Annotated in this window: 14 protein-coding genes and 4 tRNA genes; 3 read left to right on the top strand and 15 right to left on the bottom strand. The window is 44.5% G+C overall.

The features are described 5' to 3' along the window. Position 1 precedes the first annotated feature (1 nt). From hemX to AC4IFT_RS18390, 3 genes are all read left to right on the top strand, one after another. The gene (gene hemX, locus AC4IFT_RS18400; protein ID WP_490752210.1) at positions 2-1,258 is read left to right on the top strand and encodes a uroporphyrinogen-III C-methyltransferase; all 1,257 of its coding nucleotides are present in this window, start codon (positions 2-4) and stop codon (positions 1,256-1,258) included. 2 nt (positions 1,259-1,260) lie between these two features. Next, positions 1,261-2,454 (top strand): protoheme IX biogenesis protein HemY, encoded by a 1,194-nt coding sequence (hemY, locus tag AC4IFT_RS18395; RefSeq protein WP_490736622.1) that lies wholly within the window; start codon positions 1,261-1,263, stop codon positions 2,452-2,454. 302 nt (positions 2,455-2,756) lie between these two features. After that, the gene (locus AC4IFT_RS18390; RefSeq protein ID WP_219244960.1) at positions 2,757-2,984 is read left to right on the top strand and encodes a hypothetical protein; all 228 of its coding nucleotides are present in this window, start codon (positions 2,757-2,759) and stop codon (positions 2,982-2,984) included. A 747-nt stretch (positions 2,985-3,731) separates the two neighbouring features. On the opposite strand, the gene AC4IFT_RS18385 is transcribed toward AC4IFT_RS18390, so the two are convergent. From AC4IFT_RS18385 to wecB, 15 genes are all read right to left on the bottom strand, one after another. After that, a tRNA-Pro gene (locus AC4IFT_RS18385) sits at positions 3,732-3,808 on the bottom strand. A gap of 30 nt (positions 3,809-3,838) precedes the next feature. Continuing rightward, positions 3,839-3,924 (bottom strand) — tRNA-Leu (locus AC4IFT_RS18380). 16 nt (positions 3,925-3,940) lie between these two features. Then, a tRNA-His gene (locus AC4IFT_RS18375) sits at positions 3,941-4,016 on the bottom strand. A 79-nt stretch (positions 4,017-4,095) separates the two neighbouring features. Next, positions 4,096-4,172: transfer RNA gene (locus tag AC4IFT_RS18370), tRNA-Arg, on the bottom strand. Between the two features lie 167 nt (positions 4,173-4,339). Continuing rightward, entirely contained in the window at positions 4,340-5,716 is a 1,377-nt protein-coding gene (thrP, locus tag AC4IFT_RS18365) for a bifunctional threonine/serine APC transporter ThrP (RefSeq protein WP_490736620.1), read from the bottom strand. Positions 5,717-6,038: 322 nt separating this feature from the next. Then, positions 6,039-6,791: a lipopolysaccharide N-acetylmannosaminouronosyltransferase gene (gene wecG, locus AC4IFT_RS18360; protein WP_490736618.1), complete on the bottom strand. Its 753-nt coding sequence runs from the start codon at positions 6,789-6,791 to the stop codon at positions 6,039-6,041. A 9-nt stretch (positions 6,792-6,800) separates the two neighbouring features. Continuing rightward, the gene (wzyE, locus tag AC4IFT_RS18355; protein ID WP_490752208.1) at positions 6,801-8,156 is read right to left on the bottom strand and encodes an ECA oligosaccharide polymerase; all 1,356 of its coding nucleotides are present in this window, start codon (positions 8,154-8,156) and stop codon (positions 6,801-6,803) included. Next, positions 8,153-9,235 carry a TDP-N-acetylfucosamine:lipid II N-acetylfucosaminyltransferase gene (locus tag AC4IFT_RS18350; RefSeq protein WP_490752206.1) on the bottom strand — a complete coding sequence of 361 codons (1,083 nt, stop codon included), beginning with the start codon at positions 9,233-9,235 and terminating at the stop codon, positions 8,153-8,155. The genes wzyE and AC4IFT_RS18350 overlap by 4 nt, the downstream gene beginning before the upstream one ends. Continuing rightward, the gene (gene wzxE / locus AC4IFT_RS18345) at positions 9,232-10,482 is read right to left on the bottom strand and encodes a lipid III flippase WzxE (RefSeq protein ID WP_490752204.1); all 1,251 of its coding nucleotides are present in this window, start codon (positions 10,480-10,482) and stop codon (positions 9,232-9,234) included. Before wzxE ends, AC4IFT_RS18350 begins: the two co-directional genes overlap by 4 nt. Next, a complete protein-coding gene (rffA, locus tag AC4IFT_RS18340) occupies positions 10,482-11,612 on the bottom strand; it encodes a dTDP-4-amino-4,6-dideoxygalactose transaminase (RefSeq protein WP_490736610.1) in 1,131 nt (376 codons plus the stop codon). The genes wzxE and rffA overlap by 1 nt, the downstream gene beginning before the upstream one ends. Then, the gene (gene rffC, locus AC4IFT_RS18335; protein ID WP_490736608.1) at positions 11,599-12,339 is read right to left on the bottom strand and encodes a dTDP-4-amino-4,6-dideoxy-D-galactose acyltransferase; all 741 of its coding nucleotides are present in this window, start codon (positions 12,337-12,339) and stop codon (positions 11,599-11,601) included. Before rffC ends, rffA begins: the two co-directional genes overlap by 14 nt. Continuing rightward, positions 12,317-13,198, bottom strand: a complete 882-nt coding sequence (rfbA, locus tag AC4IFT_RS18330) for a glucose-1-phosphate thymidylyltransferase RfbA (protein WP_490752202.1) — start codon at positions 13,196-13,198, stop codon at positions 12,317-12,319. Before rfbA ends, rffC begins: the two co-directional genes overlap by 23 nt. 8 nt (positions 13,199-13,206) lie before the next feature. Then, positions 13,207-14,274 (bottom strand): dTDP-glucose 4,6-dehydratase, encoded by a 1,068-nt coding sequence (gene rffG, locus AC4IFT_RS18325; RefSeq protein ID WP_490752200.1) that lies wholly within the window; start codon positions 14,272-14,274, stop codon positions 13,207-13,209. Next, positions 14,271-15,533, bottom strand: a complete 1,263-nt coding sequence (gene wecC / locus AC4IFT_RS18320) for a UDP-N-acetyl-D-mannosamine dehydrogenase (RefSeq protein ID WP_490736602.1) — start codon at positions 15,531-15,533, stop codon at positions 14,271-14,273. The genes rffG and wecC overlap by 4 nt, the downstream gene beginning before the upstream one ends. After that, positions 15,530-16,660: a non-hydrolyzing UDP-N-acetylglucosamine 2-epimerase gene (wecB, locus tag AC4IFT_RS18315; protein WP_219244971.1), complete on the bottom strand. Its 1,131-nt coding sequence runs from the start codon at positions 16,658-16,660 to the stop codon at positions 15,530-15,532. Before wecB ends, wecC begins: the two co-directional genes overlap by 4 nt. Positions 16,661-16,738 lie beyond the last annotated feature (78 nt).

Raw genomic sequence — 16,738 nt, 5'->3', positions numbered from 1 at the left:
TATGACGGAACACGATAAAACGACCGAGACGGTGACGCCAGAAACGGGTGAAAAATCAACAGTTCACCGCGAAACTAAACCTTCCTCGGAACAAAAACGTTCTGGTCTCGTAGGCGGGATTATTGCTATTGCGGTTATCATCGCCATTGGTGGTGGCCTCTATTATTTCACTCAACAAAGTAATGCTAAATTAGTTAATGAAAATAATGAACTAAAACAGCAACTAAGTGATTTAATTGATCAGCAAAATTCAGATAGGCAACGTGTAGATGCCTTGATTGCTGCCAACAAAGATATCAAAAATCATGCCGTTGAATATGAAGATAAATTAAATCGCCGTATGCAAGAGCTGCAAGCTCATGTCACCGCACTTTCAAGTACCGATGTCAAAAGCTGGCTGATCGCCCAAGCCGACTTCATGGTGAAGATGGCCGGTCGCAAATTGTGGAATGATCATGACCCTGTGACCGCGGCAGTTCTGCTAAAGAGTGCAGACTCCAGTTTAGCGGAAATGAACGACCCAAGCCTGCTGGATATTCGTAAATCCATCAATAATGACATGGCAAAACTGGCTGCGATTAACCAGATTGACTATGACGGCATTATCTTAAAGTTAAATCAGCTTAGTAATGAGGTTGATAACTTGCGCCTCGCCGATTTAAACAGTGGTGATGCAGCGGATGATAATAACAGTGATGTAAGTGACGATATTTCCGATTGGAAACAAAACTTGTCACGCAGCTGGAAAAGCTTCACGAGTGATTTTATTACCGTTCGCGCTCGTGACGGTTCAGAAGCTCCACTATTAGCGCCAAACCAAGATATTTATTTACGTGAGAATATTCGTTCACAGCTTTTAATTGCCGCCCAAGCGGTTCCTCGTTATCAAGAAGAAACGTATAAGCAGTCATTAGAACAAGCTTCTACATGGGTGAGAGCCTATTTTGATACCGAAGCGCCAGCGACAAAGGCTTTTTTAGCGACCATTGATGAGCTAATCAATCAACCGATTGATGTTGAAATGCCTGATGCTCTCGAAAGTCAAGAAAAGCTCGAAAAACTGATGCAAACGCGCGTTCGCAGCTTGCTTTCACAGACTGAAACTGACAAATCCACTGATGGTGCAGTTGATGCCGCCGCTGAGGCAGTAAAAGACGCAACAAAAGCCGCAGAAGATGCCGTTCCTGCTACTGATGCACAAACGCCGGATACAGAACACCCTTTTGAATCCGCAGAGCCTGCTGGCAATAGGGGGTAATGATGATTAAGGTATTAATCCTCTTTCTGGTTCTGATTGCGGGAGTGATCTTAGGCCCACTATTGGCGGGTCACCAAGGTTATGTCTTTATCCGTACAGATAATTATGACATTACCACCAGTGTCACTAGCCTCGTTTTGGGTTTCATCCTGCTGCAATTTGTGCTGCTATTCCTTGGTTGGTGCTATCGCCGTTTTATGAGTACCACTTCGCGCACGAAAGGATGGGTGAGCGGTCGAAAATACCATAAAGCCCACACTCAAACCCAAAAAGCGTTGCTGAAATTAGCTGAAGGTGACTTTGAGCAAGTTGAAAAGCTGATGAGTAAGCATGCCGATTTCTCTCAACAGCCAGTGATTAACTATTTGATGGCCGCTGAAGCTGCACAACAACGTGGTGATGAGTTCCGTACCCACCAGTATTTAGACCGTGCTGCTGAAGCCGCGGGGAGCGATCAACTCCCTGTCGATATTTGCCGTGTGCGTATTCAGCTTGCTGAAGGTGAAGTCCATGCCGCTCGTAATGGTATCGATAAATTGATTGATAAAGCCCCAAGACACCCCGAAGTTTTACGTCTTGCTGAACAAGCTTACCTACGTTCGGGCGCGTACCAAGCATTGATCGAATTACTCCCAGTGATGGCAAAAATTCAGTTTCATAATGAAGACGAACTCGATGCATTAAAGCTGAAAGCTTACAAAGGGTTAATGAACCAATGCATGGCTGAAGGTGGAAGTGATGGCCTGAAAGATTGGTGGAAATCACAACCTCGTCGTGTTCGCCATGAAACCGCACTTCAAGCCTTCTTGGCTGAACACTTGATTGAGTGTGGTGATACCAAAAGCGCAGAAAAAATGATTATTGATGGGTTAAAGCAACAATATGATGAGCGCTTACTGCTGCTAGTACCAAAAATTAACAGCGATCACCCTGAAGCTATCGAGAAAACATTACTGCATCTGCAAAAACAAAATGGTGCCACACCTTTATTAAACAGTACATTAGGTGTTTTATCGTTACAGAATGCTCAGTGGGAAAAAGCAGAGTCTTACTTTAAAGCTGCGTTAGCACAGCGCTTTGATGTTCAAGATGCTTCATGGCTCGCAGATACTTACGATAAGCTGCATAAACCAAATGAAGCCGCTAAGGTTCGCCAAGAAGCCTTAACGCATTCATTGAAGCAAGAACGCACTTAAGTATTTTCGAATATTTGCACTCAATAAAAACGCGACTGTAAAAAGTGGCGTTTTTGTTTTTCATCTATAACACCCGATAAAGACACAAAAAAATAGCATTCTGCCCCGCTTTGTTATCTCATCAATATCCAAAAACGACAAAGAAAGTATTATTGTCGGTATAGCGCGTGAAAAAATAAACGCCCCTAAAAAACACAATAAATTCATTGTAAACAAAACAGGTGCAGCTATGTCATAAAACAAATACATAGTGTATAAAACACTATATGCATTTTTGCTTTGAATGAATTTAGGAAATTTATATGAATGTAGTTAAAGCTATTTGGCGCTGGATTATCGCGACACCAAACCGTTTACAAATCTTTTTTGACCTACTACTGTTAGTTTTATCACCTTTTGTTTTTATTATGATCATTGGCTTTAATACTGAAGACCTCAGTAAAGATATTTTCATCATTACGTTCATTATTCTTTGCTATACCTACATTACCCGCTGGATCAGTAAATGGTTTAGCAAAGGTAAAAATTAGTCTTCCTATTTGATTTTTGCCTCTTATCCACATCGATAAGGGGCTATGCTATAAAAAATGCAAAAAAAAACACCTGCACTAGGCAGGTGTAAAATACAATCAGGTCTACAGACGGATGGTGCCTCACTCAACGTTTCGCCCGTTCGTTGATGGTAAGAGGATGAGCTCTTGATCATCTAAGTTGGACAATAGGCACCGATAATCGGCTTTGCGTCATCTCTGGGTTTATGAAGCATTGCTATCATAAGAAGTGAGATGAGCATCTACATATTTAATAATGCATGATGCGTGCCAACTTTTTCTATCATCCTATTTTTTCCATTATCTTCCTAATTTTTCCGTATTACCTCGGTTTTGCACGTTATTTTGTATCTACTCAATTTCTCCACTGCACTCACGGCACTTTATGGGCTATGAGTACTCATTAAGGTAGATGTTCTTGTCTCAATTTAGAGACATCTTAATGCAGTTAAAAATTTATCTTTATAAATCAATGAGTAAAATGTCTCTTTTTGGAGACATTGAAATATGGGTTTGTATAAAAACCACGACACTAGTTTTTTTATATAAAAAACAACATGTTAAAGACTAGCATTTGATATAGGCAATTAAATAGAAAGAACAAACAAAAAAGAGAGAAAAAGAGGGTATTTAAAAGAGAGTTAATTGGCCAGCTCAGTGGTGAGTATAAAAAATTCAATACCGCTAGAATGCAAAAACCCCGCTATTAAGCGGGGTTCTTTAAATTGGTCGGCGAGAGAGGATTCGAACCTCCGACCCACTGGTCCCAAACCAGTTGCGCTACCAAGCTGCGCTACTCGCCGAAATGTACTGCTTCACATCAATTTTTTTCGTGGTGCGAAAGGGGGGACTTGAACCCCCACGTCCATAGGACACTAACACCTGAAGCTAGCGCGTCTACCAATTCCGCCACCCTCGCAATGTCACAAAAAAAATGGGGTGGCTAATGGGACTCGAACCCACGACAACTGGAATCACAATCCAGGGCTCTACCAACTGAGCTATAGCCACCATAACTTCACTTTTTTCAAAGCGTTGCTATCATACTACATACAACGTCATTTTGCCAACCGTAGCGACGCGCTAAAACTGGTGCGCCCGACAGGATTCGAACCTGAGACCTCTGCCTCCGGAGGGCAGCGCTCTATCCAGCTGAGCTACGGGCGCTTAACGCCGTTGCGGGAGAGGATAGTACGGATTTATCTACCCGCTGTCTAGTCCTTTTTGAAATAAAAATATCGATTGCTTGCCTTTTATCCATTTCGTCGAGAAAGAGAGCATTTTTGCCCTCTTTTTCGCGCGCCGCCCATAAAATTGCCGAGAAAATATCTTCCCTAGGCTTTTTTACTGTGGCCGTTTAACGCCTGAATTAGAAAATAAAGCAAAGAAACCGCTCCTAAAAAAAGTGCGCCGACAATTAATGACATCCGCGTATCTGGGTTTATCGCCATTCCGACTAAGACACAGGCCAAAAAGAGTAACGTGGCGTAGTTGACCCATGGAAATAAAATTGACTTAAATGGATGCCCGACGAGTTTTTCTTTATTTTGCTGGCGAAAACGAATTTGACTGGTGAGCAAAACTAACCATGGCACCATCCCTGGTAAGACGCTTGCACTGTACACGTACACAAACACTTTTTCTGGATTCGGGATGATGTAATTCAAGCTAGAGCCCGCAACAAGGCACAATATCGTAAAACCAACACAGCGTGCCGGAACGCCATTTTTCGTGAGTTTCAGTAACCCACTCGGTAGCTGCTTATTTTGCGCTAACGCGTACAACATGCGGCCACCACTGTACATGCCACTATTACACCCAGACAGCGCCGCTGTGAGCACCACAAAGTTGATCACAGCTGCCGCAGACACAATCCCCACTTTCGCAAAAGTTAACACAAACGGGCTCCCTTGCTGCCCGACTTCAGTCCAAGGAAATAAGGTAACAACAATAAAAATCGCACCTACGTAGAAAATCAAAATGCGCCATAAAATGTTATTAATAGCTTTTTTCAGCGTCACTTGTGGATTTTTCGCTTCACCAGCCGTGATCCCTACTAATTCAACACCTTGGTAGGAAGCCACAACGATACACAGCGCAAATAAGAAGCCTTTCCAGCCCCCCGCAAAGAAGCCACCATGTTCCGTCAAGTTACCTAGGCCAATCGGCTCAAAGTTATTTCCAAGCCCGAAAAAGATTAACCCCAAGCCAATCAGGATCATGACCACGATGGTGGTAACTTTAATCATCGCAAACCAAAACTCTAACTCACCATACAAGCGAACGGCAGCAAGGTTGGCCAATGCGACTAAAACTACTGCGACAATGGCAAATACCCACTGAGGCACATCTGGGAACCAATATTCAGCGTAAACACCGATGGCGGTAATTTCGGAGATCCCAACCGCCACCCACATAAACCAATAACCCCACGCGGTGAGGCATCCCCAAAATGGACTCAGGTACTTATAACCGAAAGAGGCAAACGAACCCGTGACAGGCTCAAGAAACAGCATCTCCCCCATGGAGCGCATGATGAAGAACACAAAAATACCGGCAATAATGTACGCCAGCAGCACGGAAGGCCCTGCCCATTTTAACGTACTGGCTGAGCCCATAAATAGCCCAACACCAATTGTTCCACCTAGCGCAATAAGCTCAATATGTCGAGCTTCTAACCCGCGCTGAAGTCCCTGTTGTGGATTCCCCATAAATACCCCTGTCATCAATTATTATCGTTAAATCACAGCGTGAATTGGAACGAAATTAGTCATAACCACTGTAATTTATTAAAAACAGCCGACTCATCGACTGAAAAGCATGTCATAGACCCAAATTAGAGATAAAAACTATGATCTACATTTATTTTTGATGAATTATAGAAATATTTGAGGAAAGAGACCAGCGAATACACAGAAGAATGACTCTGCAATCGGTATGGAGGGGAAATAAACGTGATAAATAAATATAAATAAAGCGGGAAAAGTTAACTTTTATCCCGCTTTATTCGTCAGCCATTGCTTGGAAGCAAACTTATAGCTTACCACCGTAGTAATAGCCTAAAAATTTCAGTAATTTAAACTGACGAGTAATACGCGAAGGTTGGGATAACAAGCGATACAGCCATTCTAAACCTAAGTTTTGCCACGCTTTTGGGGCGCGCTTCACATGGCCTGTAAAGACATCATAAGTCCCGCCAACGCCCATATACAGCGCGTCTGGGTGAACAACACGGCAATCACGCATAAAAAGTTCTTGTTTTGGTGACCCCATTGCAACCGTGACAATTTTGGCGCCGCTTGCATGAATGCGTTCAAATAAAGCACCACGGTCTTCTGCGGTAAAATAGCCATTTTGCGAGCCAACAATGTTCACATTCCATTGAGCGCGCAGTTTACTTTCGGTTTGTTCGAGGATTTCAGGCTTACCACCGACCAAAAATACAGGTGTACCTTCACGCCCTGCTCTTTCCATCAGCCCTTCCCATAAATCTGCGCCTGCAACGCGGGAAACCTGGGCTTTTGGGTATTTACGGCGGATCGCACGCACAATGCTGATCCCATCGGCATACAGATATTCAGCTTGGCCTAATAAGGTATTTAGTGCGGCGTCTTTTTCCGCAATCATCACTTTTTCCGCATTAATTGCGACTAAAGTCCCCGTTTTGGTCTCACCATCTGCAAACAAATAATCCAAAAAGTGGGCCATGTCTTTGAAGCCCCAAATATTATGTCCACGAATCGAATACTGAGGAACAGATGAAGATTGAGTTGATGACGGTTCCATGATGCTTCCTTAACGACTTTCACGTTGTTGGCTTCTCAAGAAAGAAGCTGTTTTTGTGCGGATAAGCCCCGCACTTTCAAATAACCAATACAGGAGTTTTGCCAAAATCAGGCATAACCCGAAAATTAAACAGAAAAAAACCACCCGCGAGACAAAAGAATCAACGCCTTCACGTGCTAATACAATAATGTTGAAAATCGCACCGAAGCAAAATGCCTGCATAATCGCGGCCTTATAACGGTTAGGTTCTTGCAAGCTCATGCCGTAAATCCAGTCAAACCACTTAATAATCAAGCCCACAGCGATTGCACCAAGCGGAATGAAAATCACCCCACCCATCACCACTAATGAGCCAATCAAGGTCGGTGAAATGGCTAACCCAGAATGGTTATTCAACACTTCCCAAGTAAAATAGTTCGCTGAGTTCAGCACGGTATCTGGCCGCTCTGGCCACACCCACGATGGAATAAATACATAGAAATCGCGAATGATCGGCGCAAGTCCTTGGAAATCCATCTCATCATAATGGCTGAGTAATAAGGCAAGGTTTTCCCATGGTGAGAACGTATCTCGGGTCAGGTACAAGAAGGTGTAATACGCTTCAGAGCCGCTTACATCCAACCCATAACGTTTTAATGCCAACCAGAACATCCCGACAATACTGGCGACGCCTGCCGCAGCCAGCATCCAGAGTGTGATCCAGCCTCTGACGATGCCGATAAATAAAAATAATGCGAAAGCGATGATGATATTCGCTCGTGTTCCACCCACGATAACGTAGGTTAAAAAGCCAAAAGCGACGGTGCTGATAAGGAAGAAAATCCAGCGTTTTTGCGTTGGTCGCAGAAAATAGACAATCAACATGGCAGGGATGAAGAAGTAGAAAAACCGCTTCAATGCAACCCCTGAAACTTGGCTGGAGAAAATTTGGCTGTAGGATTTCAACTTAAACAGTAAAAAACCGTTCTGCATAAAGAAGATACCCACCGTCACTACCGCAATAGCGATTAATAACATGCAAGTGAGGTTGGTTTCGACTTTATTCATGCTAAACAGCGCACGCCGTGAAGTATCTACTCTGCGCGACAGACGCGTTTTATAGGCTACATAATAGATGGCATAAAAACTGGTCGCCGCAAGCTGCGCATACAAAAGGTAATCCGCTGTCACGACTGCCACATCAAACTGGAACACTAAGGCACAGGTTAACGGGAAACCGAAATAAAACGTCAATAAATACAACATTGAAAAGAAAATGTTGAAGTTAAAACGAACACGTAAAAACTCTTTATACAGCAAGGTGCCGATAAAGATAATTGATATCAGGTAGACTAGCGCTAAGCCACCTAACTCCATTAGCGTCATGCTCGCCCCTCCGCAACACTGAGGATAGCTTTCCAACCCTCAGTAAAGTTTGGAGCAAAAAATTCAATATTGGCTTTATCCAACAACGTCATTTGGCGCTGTGCTTCATCCACCAGCGAGGTCGTTAATTCATCACCATAGAAAAATACGGGCACATTTTGCGCCGTTAAATCCTGCCAAAACGTATTTTGACGACTGATCACAAACGGAATACCGAATTGAATCAATAAGCAAACGGTACCAACCCCTTGCTGGCGATTAAAAATGAAATAACCCAGATCGCAGGTTTTCAACAAGTTAAGGTAATCGCTGAATGCCATACGCTCTTTGAGTATCTCGACCTGACCCGCTGAAAATGTGCTACCTGCCGCGTCTTCCACTTGTTGAATATAAACGTGGTTGTTTGCGGGATACCCCATTGGGATAATCACACGGGCCTTATCACCAAACTGCTGTTTAATCGCCCCCAGAGCCTCTACATGGCGATTAGAACGGTCACCCGAGTTACCGAGCAGGATAGTCAGTTGCTCGCCTTCACGTGGCTTACGTTCGCTCACCGTTAAAGCGGGATCCATCCGTGTCGGGAAATACAGCACTGAAGCAGGCACTTTAGGGTTCGACTGGTGGAAATAACATAAATCGCCCCGTGTCGCACAAACATGCCCCACTTTTTTTTGCGCCAAACGACGCAAAACATAAAACAGTTTGAATTTCAGTGAACTAGATTCTTCATACAGGTCTGCACCCCAAATATGCCACCAAAACTGGTGAGTCTTGATTTGGCCAAATAACAGTGCCAGCCAAATTGGTGCATTAAATTGCCCATGGAAGAAGAAACGAGTGCGGCGATCTGCTTTCGCCCGCTTTATCACACCGTTTGCGATGGATTTTTTATTTGCAAAAACGTCAATTTCGAGCTGTGGATAAGCGTCAGCAAGCCCCGCATCATCGCTTACGACCATAAAATGCGGTTTTTGTGACGGTGCCATCTCTTGGCTAATAACGTCATTAAAAAACGTTAAAACCGTCTGGTTATGATGTGGGAGATTCGATCCCAGTACATGTATTAAGGTTGTCATGCTCGCCTACGGTAAATCAAAAATACGCAACAACATAAAGTAAAGTATACGATATAAGTGGCCATATAGGCCTGTGTCGCACCAACCGCGCCATGCTCAGGGATAAGCCAGTGAGCAAAGCCCATCAGCAACACAAATTGACTCAATTCGGTTAGGACATAAAAACGTAATGCAGCTTTGGCTATTACCAAATAACCAAACACATAGGCACCAACTTTCAGTACGTCACCCACAAGCTGCCAAGCAAATAAGTCGCGCATTCCTGTAAATTTTTCAGAAAATAGCAGCCAAATAGCAAAATCACGCAGGAGCCACACCATAAAACTGGCAACAGCAACAGCGGGTAAGACAAATTTTAAGGCTTTAATGATTTCAGATGAAATTTCGCTTTTATGCTGTAAGCGGGAAAGTGTCGGCAATAAATACACCGAAAATGACGCAGTAATAAACTGCAAGTAAGCATCTGAAATCGTGCTCACTCCAGCCCATAACCCAACATCGTCCCAGCTATAACGCTCTGCTAATAGGTTTCGCATCATAATATAAGCGACAGGCAACGTCACCGACGTTAACAACGCCATGATGGTAAACTTACCCAAGTGCGTTGCAATGGCTTTATCCCAAGCGGGTTTCAGCATTGACAGTGCAAATTGTTTGCGGCGAATAATCATCAAACCTGCGGGTAAGACAACTAAGGCTGGCACAAGGGCTAAGCCCGCAAGCGCGCCTTCATATCCCCCCAAGGTATAGCACAAATAATAGGCAACAACACCCACTAAGCTCCCTAAAATGATAGCTTGAGCATTGCCTGATGCGTCTCTATAACCTTTTAAGATGGCTAAGAAGTAGTTTGCGTATGCAATCCCCATCTGAATAAATGCCACGGCATAAATCACAGAGGCATAATCAGGGCTATCAAATAATACCTGACTGATAGCACCACTAAATAGTAAGAAAATAACGGCTAATAACGTTGAAAAGCTGAGAATTAGCGTTGATGACGTCCCTAAAACGGCACGAAGCTTGACCGGGTCTTGATGGTGCTCTGCCACATATTTTGTGACACCATTGAAAATCCCCGCACCTGACAACACACCAAGAACAGTAATCAATTGGCGGAAATTCCCCGCCAACCCTACGCCACTCGGGCCAAATGCAATTGCCAGTAATTTAACGATAAGTAGGCCTGCCCCGATTTTAATCAGGGTAGACCCAGCTGTCCAAACAGAGGCTTTAGCTAACGACATTAGGCAAAGAACGCCTTAATGTGCTCGATAACGGTTTGCTGTTCGGCATCCGTCATGTTGTAGAACATCGGCAAACGCACCAGACGGTCACTTTCTTTGGTGGTGTATTTGTCTTCACCCTGGAAGCGACCAAACTCAAGTCCTGCTGGGCTTGTATGCAGTGCAACGTAGTGGAACACCGTTAACACGCCGTGAGACTTCATAAACTCATTGAATGCAGTGCGCTCTTCCACATCTTTCAATTTGATGTAGAACATATGGGCGTTGTGAACCAGACCTTCAGGCACAGTGGCTAACACTAAACGGCCTGCATCCACCAGCGGTTGCAATGCTTCGTAGTAACGCTTCCACAGCAATAAACGACGCTCGTTAATTTTGTCTGCTTCTTCCAGTTGAGCCCACAGATATGCCGCTTGTAAGTCAGATAACAGATAGCTGGAGCCAATGTCACGCCACGTATATTTATCCACTTGCCCACGGAAGAATTGGCTACGGTTTGTGCCTTTTTCACGAATGACTTCAGCGCGGCTGATTAAGTCTTTATCGTTGATTAAGGTCGCACCACCTTCCCCACCGGAAGAGTAGTTTTTGGTTTCATGGAAACTGTAACAACCAATGTGCCCAATTGTTCCTAACGCCTTGCCTTTGTAGGTTGACATCACGCCTTGCGCCGCATCTTCAATAACGAATAAATCATGCTTTTTGGCAATACCCATGATGGTGTCCATTTCACACGCAACACCTGCGTAGTGAACGGGTACAATCGCACGCGTACGTTCGGTGATCGCCGCTTCGATTTTGGTTTCATCAATGTTCATGGTGTCTGGGCGGATATCCACAAAAACAATTTTTGCACCGCGCAGAACAAATGCGTTTGAGGTTGATACAAAGGTAAAGCTTGGCATGATCACTTCATCGCCAGGCTTAATATCAATCAGGATCGCCGCCATTTCTAATGACGCCGTGCAAGATGGCGTCAACTGCACTTTCGGGCAGTTAAAACGTTTTTCCATCCACTCTTCACAACGTTTAGTGAAGCCACCATCACCACACAGTTTGCCACTTTCCATGGCTTGTCTCATATACTCTAATTCAGTACCTACAACGGGTGGTTTATTAAATGGAATCATGTTGTCCCCTGTATAACCAATAGGCGGTACTGGCAATTGCCGCACCGCTACGTGAATAAAGATTTAATGCCGCAACATTACTGATTTGGGTGGCAACATTTAACTGTCTTTTTTGGTGTTGCACACACCAGTCGAACGCCGCAGACATCAACTTGCGACCAATACCTCGCCCTTGCGCTTCAGGCATTTTCGCTAATAACCCGATGCGTGCAGTATCATCGTCAATATGGCGCAAACTCACAAAGCCTAAAATGCCGCCTGAGGCGTCTTTGACTAACAAGCAAGTATGGTCAAACGTACCTAGCACGGCTTTTTCTATCCACAAAGCGTAAAACCGCCCGCTATCCCCTTCACGATACCAAGGAGCACGAAAGCGGCTATTGCTAAAGACAGAGGCAGCCGCTTGTTGTAACAAAGGGACGTCATCCACTTGTGCTGCAACAACGCTATCTGCCGCCGTTAAACCTGCCTTTAGATAAGCATTTTCTGTGCCAATAGTGAGTGCAAAGTCCGTCTCACCTTCAACAAATGAAAAACCCATACTGGTTAAATCATCAATCAACTGTGTTTCAGACGCAGCAACCTTGGCTTGGATGATATCGTACGCATCCATTTGATAAGCAAGGACAGTTTCGAGGTTTTCCCCCGAAAAATTTAACTTTGCAGTTGAGCGATGAAAAAAGTCGCTCTCCCACTGTAAGGCATCAATACTGGCGCGGACGGACACGGAGTAAATCCTCTAAATATTGCCCATAACCGGTTTTTTTTAGGTGCTGCGCAGACTCGGCGACTTGTTCATCCGTTAACCAGCCATTACGCCATGCAATCTCTTCTAAGCAAGCAACTTTAAAACCTTGACGTTTTTCAACGGTTTGTACAAATGTACCCGCTTCAATCAAGCTGTCGTGAGTGCCCGTATCCAACCATGCAAAACCACGACCGAGAAGCTCAACATTTAACTGCCCACGCTCTAAATACATTTGGTTGATGGAGGTAATTTCTAACTCACCACGTTCAGATGGCTTAACTTGCTTAGCAAATTCAACCACTTGAGAGTCATAAAAATACAACCCTGTGACGGCCCAGTTGGATTTCGGTTTTATAGGTTTTTCTTCGATGGATAAGGCTTTAAAATTATCGTCAAATTCCACCACACCAAAACGCTCTGGATCCATCACTTGATAGCCAAATACCGTTGCTCCTTGGGTGCGCTCTGCGACAGATTTCAGTTTCGGGCTGAACGAGTGGCCAAAGAAGATATTGTCCCCTAAGACTAAACAGCAGCTATCACCATTGATAAATTCTTCACCAATAATAAAGGCTTGGGCTAATCCATCAGGTGACGGTTGCTCTGCATAACTCAGTTCAATACCAAACTCATGCCCATCACCCAATAGGCGTTTGAACATGGGTAAATCATCTGGAGTCGAAATAATTAAAATTTCGCGAATACCCGCTAACATCAAAACTGAAAGCGGGTAGTAAATCATTGGCTTATCATAGATAGGCAACAATTGTTTGGAAATACCGCGGGTAATTGGGTGCAAACGCGTTCCCGATCCCCCTGCTAAAATAATACCTTTCATGGTTTCACCTAATTGCCAAGGCCTAAGCGTTCACCTGCGTAGGAGCCATCTTGTACACGACGCCACCACGTTTCGTTATTCAAATACCATAAGACCGTTTTGCGAATGCCAGACTCAAACGTTTCTTCGGGTTTCCAGCCCAATTCACGCTCAATTTTTGCCGCATCAATAGCATAGCGCATATCATGACCCGGTCGGTCTTTCACATAGGTAATTAAGTCGCGGTAATGTGCCACACCTTGTGGTTTCTGCGGGTGTAGCTCTTCAAGCAGCTCACAAATGGTTTCAACAACGTCAATATTGCGGCGTTCGTTGTGCCCACCAATATTGTAAGTGGTGCCAGCCTGCGCCGTTGTTGCCACCAAATGCAAAGCACGTGCATGGTCTTCCACAAACAGCCAATCGCGAATTTGCTCACCTTTGCCGTACACTGGCAGTGGTTTGCCTGCCAAGGCGTTTAAAATAATTAAGGGGATCAATTTCTCAGGAAAATGATACGGCCCGTAGTTATTTGAGCAGTTGGTGATCATGGTTGGCAAACCATAGGTTCTTTGCCACGCACGCACCAAGTGGTCACTGGATGCTTTAGAGGCAGAGTATGGGCTGCTTGGCGCATAAGGCGTTGTTTCTGTAAAGAAACCTTCTGGGCCATCTAAATCACCGTACACTTCGTCTGTCGAGATATGGTGGAAGCGAAATGCGGCTTTTTTCCCTTCATCTAATGCAGACCAATAGTGACGAGCGGCTTCTAACAGTGTGTAAGTACCCACAATGTTGGTTTCAATGAAGGCAGCGGGTCCATCAATAGAGCGGTCAACGTGGCTTTCTGCCGCCAGATGCATAACCGCATCTGGCTGGTATTGCGCAAAAACGCGGTCAAGTGCTTGTCGGTCGCAGATGTTCACTTGCTCAAACGCATAGCGTTCACTGCTCTCAACAGACGCAAGGGATTCAAGGTTGCCTGCATAAGTCAGGCAATCAACCACAATCGCACTGTCGTTCGTGTTCTCAATGATATGACGAACCACTGCGGAGCCAATAAAACCCGCGCCTCCGGTGATTAGAATGCGTTTCAACGCCAAACTCCTTTTGTATCCACAACCCATTTTTGTGGGATTGCTGAACCTTGAATGCCTTTAAAGACATTGTGGTCAACTAACATCAGGATCACATCCGCCTCATTGACAGCTTTTTCAATAGAAACTAGCTCAGAAATACCTTTCAATGATGTTGGCAATTCTTCGATATGTGGCTCAACGGCGTAAGTTTTACCCGGGTTCCAATTCGCGACCATTTTCGTGATGTGCATTGCTGGGCTTTCACGTAAATCATCAATGTTCGGTTTAAATGAAAGGCCGAAACAGGCAATGGTGACTTCACTCGCTTTTTTGCCCGTTTCCACTAAACAATCGGCAACAGCGGCTTTCACTTGGTCAACCACCCAAATTGGTTTGCCATCATTCACTAAACGTGCAGTGTGGATCAAACGTGATTGTTTCGGGTTTTGAGCAACAATAAACCATGGGTCAACCGCGATACAGTGGCCACCAACGCCTGGACCCGGTTGTAAAATATTCACGCGCGGATGGCGATTTGCGAGGCTGATAAGCTCCCACACGTTGATATCTTGCTCAGCACAAATTAATGACAATTCATTGGCAAATGCGATATTGACGTCACGGAAGCTGTTTTCCGTTAATTTGCACATTTCTGCGGTTCTTGAATTGGTGATCACACATTCACCTTCAAGGAAAATGTTGTATAGCTCACTCGCACGCAGTGAAGATTTTGGTGTCATACCGCCAACTACACGGTCATTTTTAATTAATTCGACCATCACTTGGCCCGGCAGTACACGCTCTGGGCAATAAGCCACATCGATGTCTGCATCTTCGCCTGCTTGATGTGGGAATGTTAAATCAGGGCGCGCTTCGGCCATCCATTGGGACATTTGCTCGGTTGTGCCCACTGGAGAAGTAGACTCAAGAATGACTAAGTCCCCTTTTTTCAGCACAGGCGCAATCGACTCTGCCGCAGAACGAACATAGGCTAAATCGGGTTCGTGATCACCTTTAAATGGTGTAGGAACAGCAATCAAATAAGCATCGGCTGACTGTGGCTTTGTAAAAGCTTTCAAGTGACCTTCTTCAACGGCTTTTTTCACCACGATATCAAGTTCAGGTTCCACAATGTGGATTTTCCCCTGATTAATGGTATCCACCGCATGTTGGTTAACATCTACACCGACAACCTGTTTTTTACGTGATGCAAAGGCTGCTGCTGTTGGTAAACCGATATAACCAAGGCCAATAACAGAAATAGTTTCAAAACTCATAATTTCACCTGATTACTTTTTAATGCTGTAAGAATACGCTGACAAGCATGACCATCCCCATACGGGTTATGTGCGCGGCTCATTTCATGATATTCCGCATCATCTGTCAGTAACCGATTAACTTCATTAACAATTTTTTGTGTATCTGTTCCTACTAAGCGAACTGTACCCGCGTCAACCGCTTCAGGTCGCTCTGTGGTATCTCTCATTACCAGAACAGGCTTGCCAAGAGAAGGGGCTTCCTCTTGAATGCCCCCGGAATCTGTCAGAATCAAATAGGCATGATTCATTAAGTAGACAAATGGAAGGTATTCTTGAGGGCTAATTAAAATAATATTATCGATATCATGTAAAATACGCTTTACAGGCTCACTGACATTCGGGTTCAAGTGTACAGGGTAAACCACTTGTACATCTGGGTGTGCCTGTGCAATTTCCGCCAATGCGTGGCAAATACGCTCAAAACCACCACCAAAGCTTTCGCGGCGATGGCCTGTAACTAAAATCATTTTCTTATTAGGGTCAATAAATGGGTAGTTTGCACCCAATTTTTCCATCATGTGCTGGTCGCTCATGACTTTGTCTCGTACCCATAACAACGCGTCAATCACGCTGTTGCCTGTCACAAATATATGACTGTCTGGAATTGACTCTTTTAACAGGTTTTGGCGTGAATTTTCCGTTGGCGCGAAGTGATACATCGCTAAGTGCCCTGCAATTTTGCGGTTGGCTTCTTCAGGCCATGGGGAATACAGGTTTCCCGTACGCAACCCGGCTTCAACGTGCCCAACAGGAATACGATGGTAAAACGCAGCTAGGCTCGTTGCCATGGTCGTTGCGGTGTCCCCATGAACAAGCACAACATCAGGCTGAAAATCAGCAAAAACACTTTTCAGACCTTCGAGGATACGACAAGTAATATCGGTTAAATCTTGCCCTGGCTTCATAATATTGAGATCGTAATCTGGAGTGATCTCAAACAGTTTCAGTACTTGATCGAGCATTTCACGATGCTGTGCAGTGACACAAACTTTTGCTTCAAAATCTGCATCATTCGCCAATGCATGAACCAACGGTGCCATTTTGATGGCTTCTGGTCGTGTGCCGAATACAGTCAATACTTTCACAGTGACTCTCTTATATTTATCTTATGCAGTGTGCTGCTTATTTAATCTTAATGACTTTATCAAGCCACTGACGAATGT

Source organism: Providencia sp. UF-183, assembly GCF_058246155.1.
This window is presented reverse-complemented; position numbering and strand designations above follow the sequence as displayed.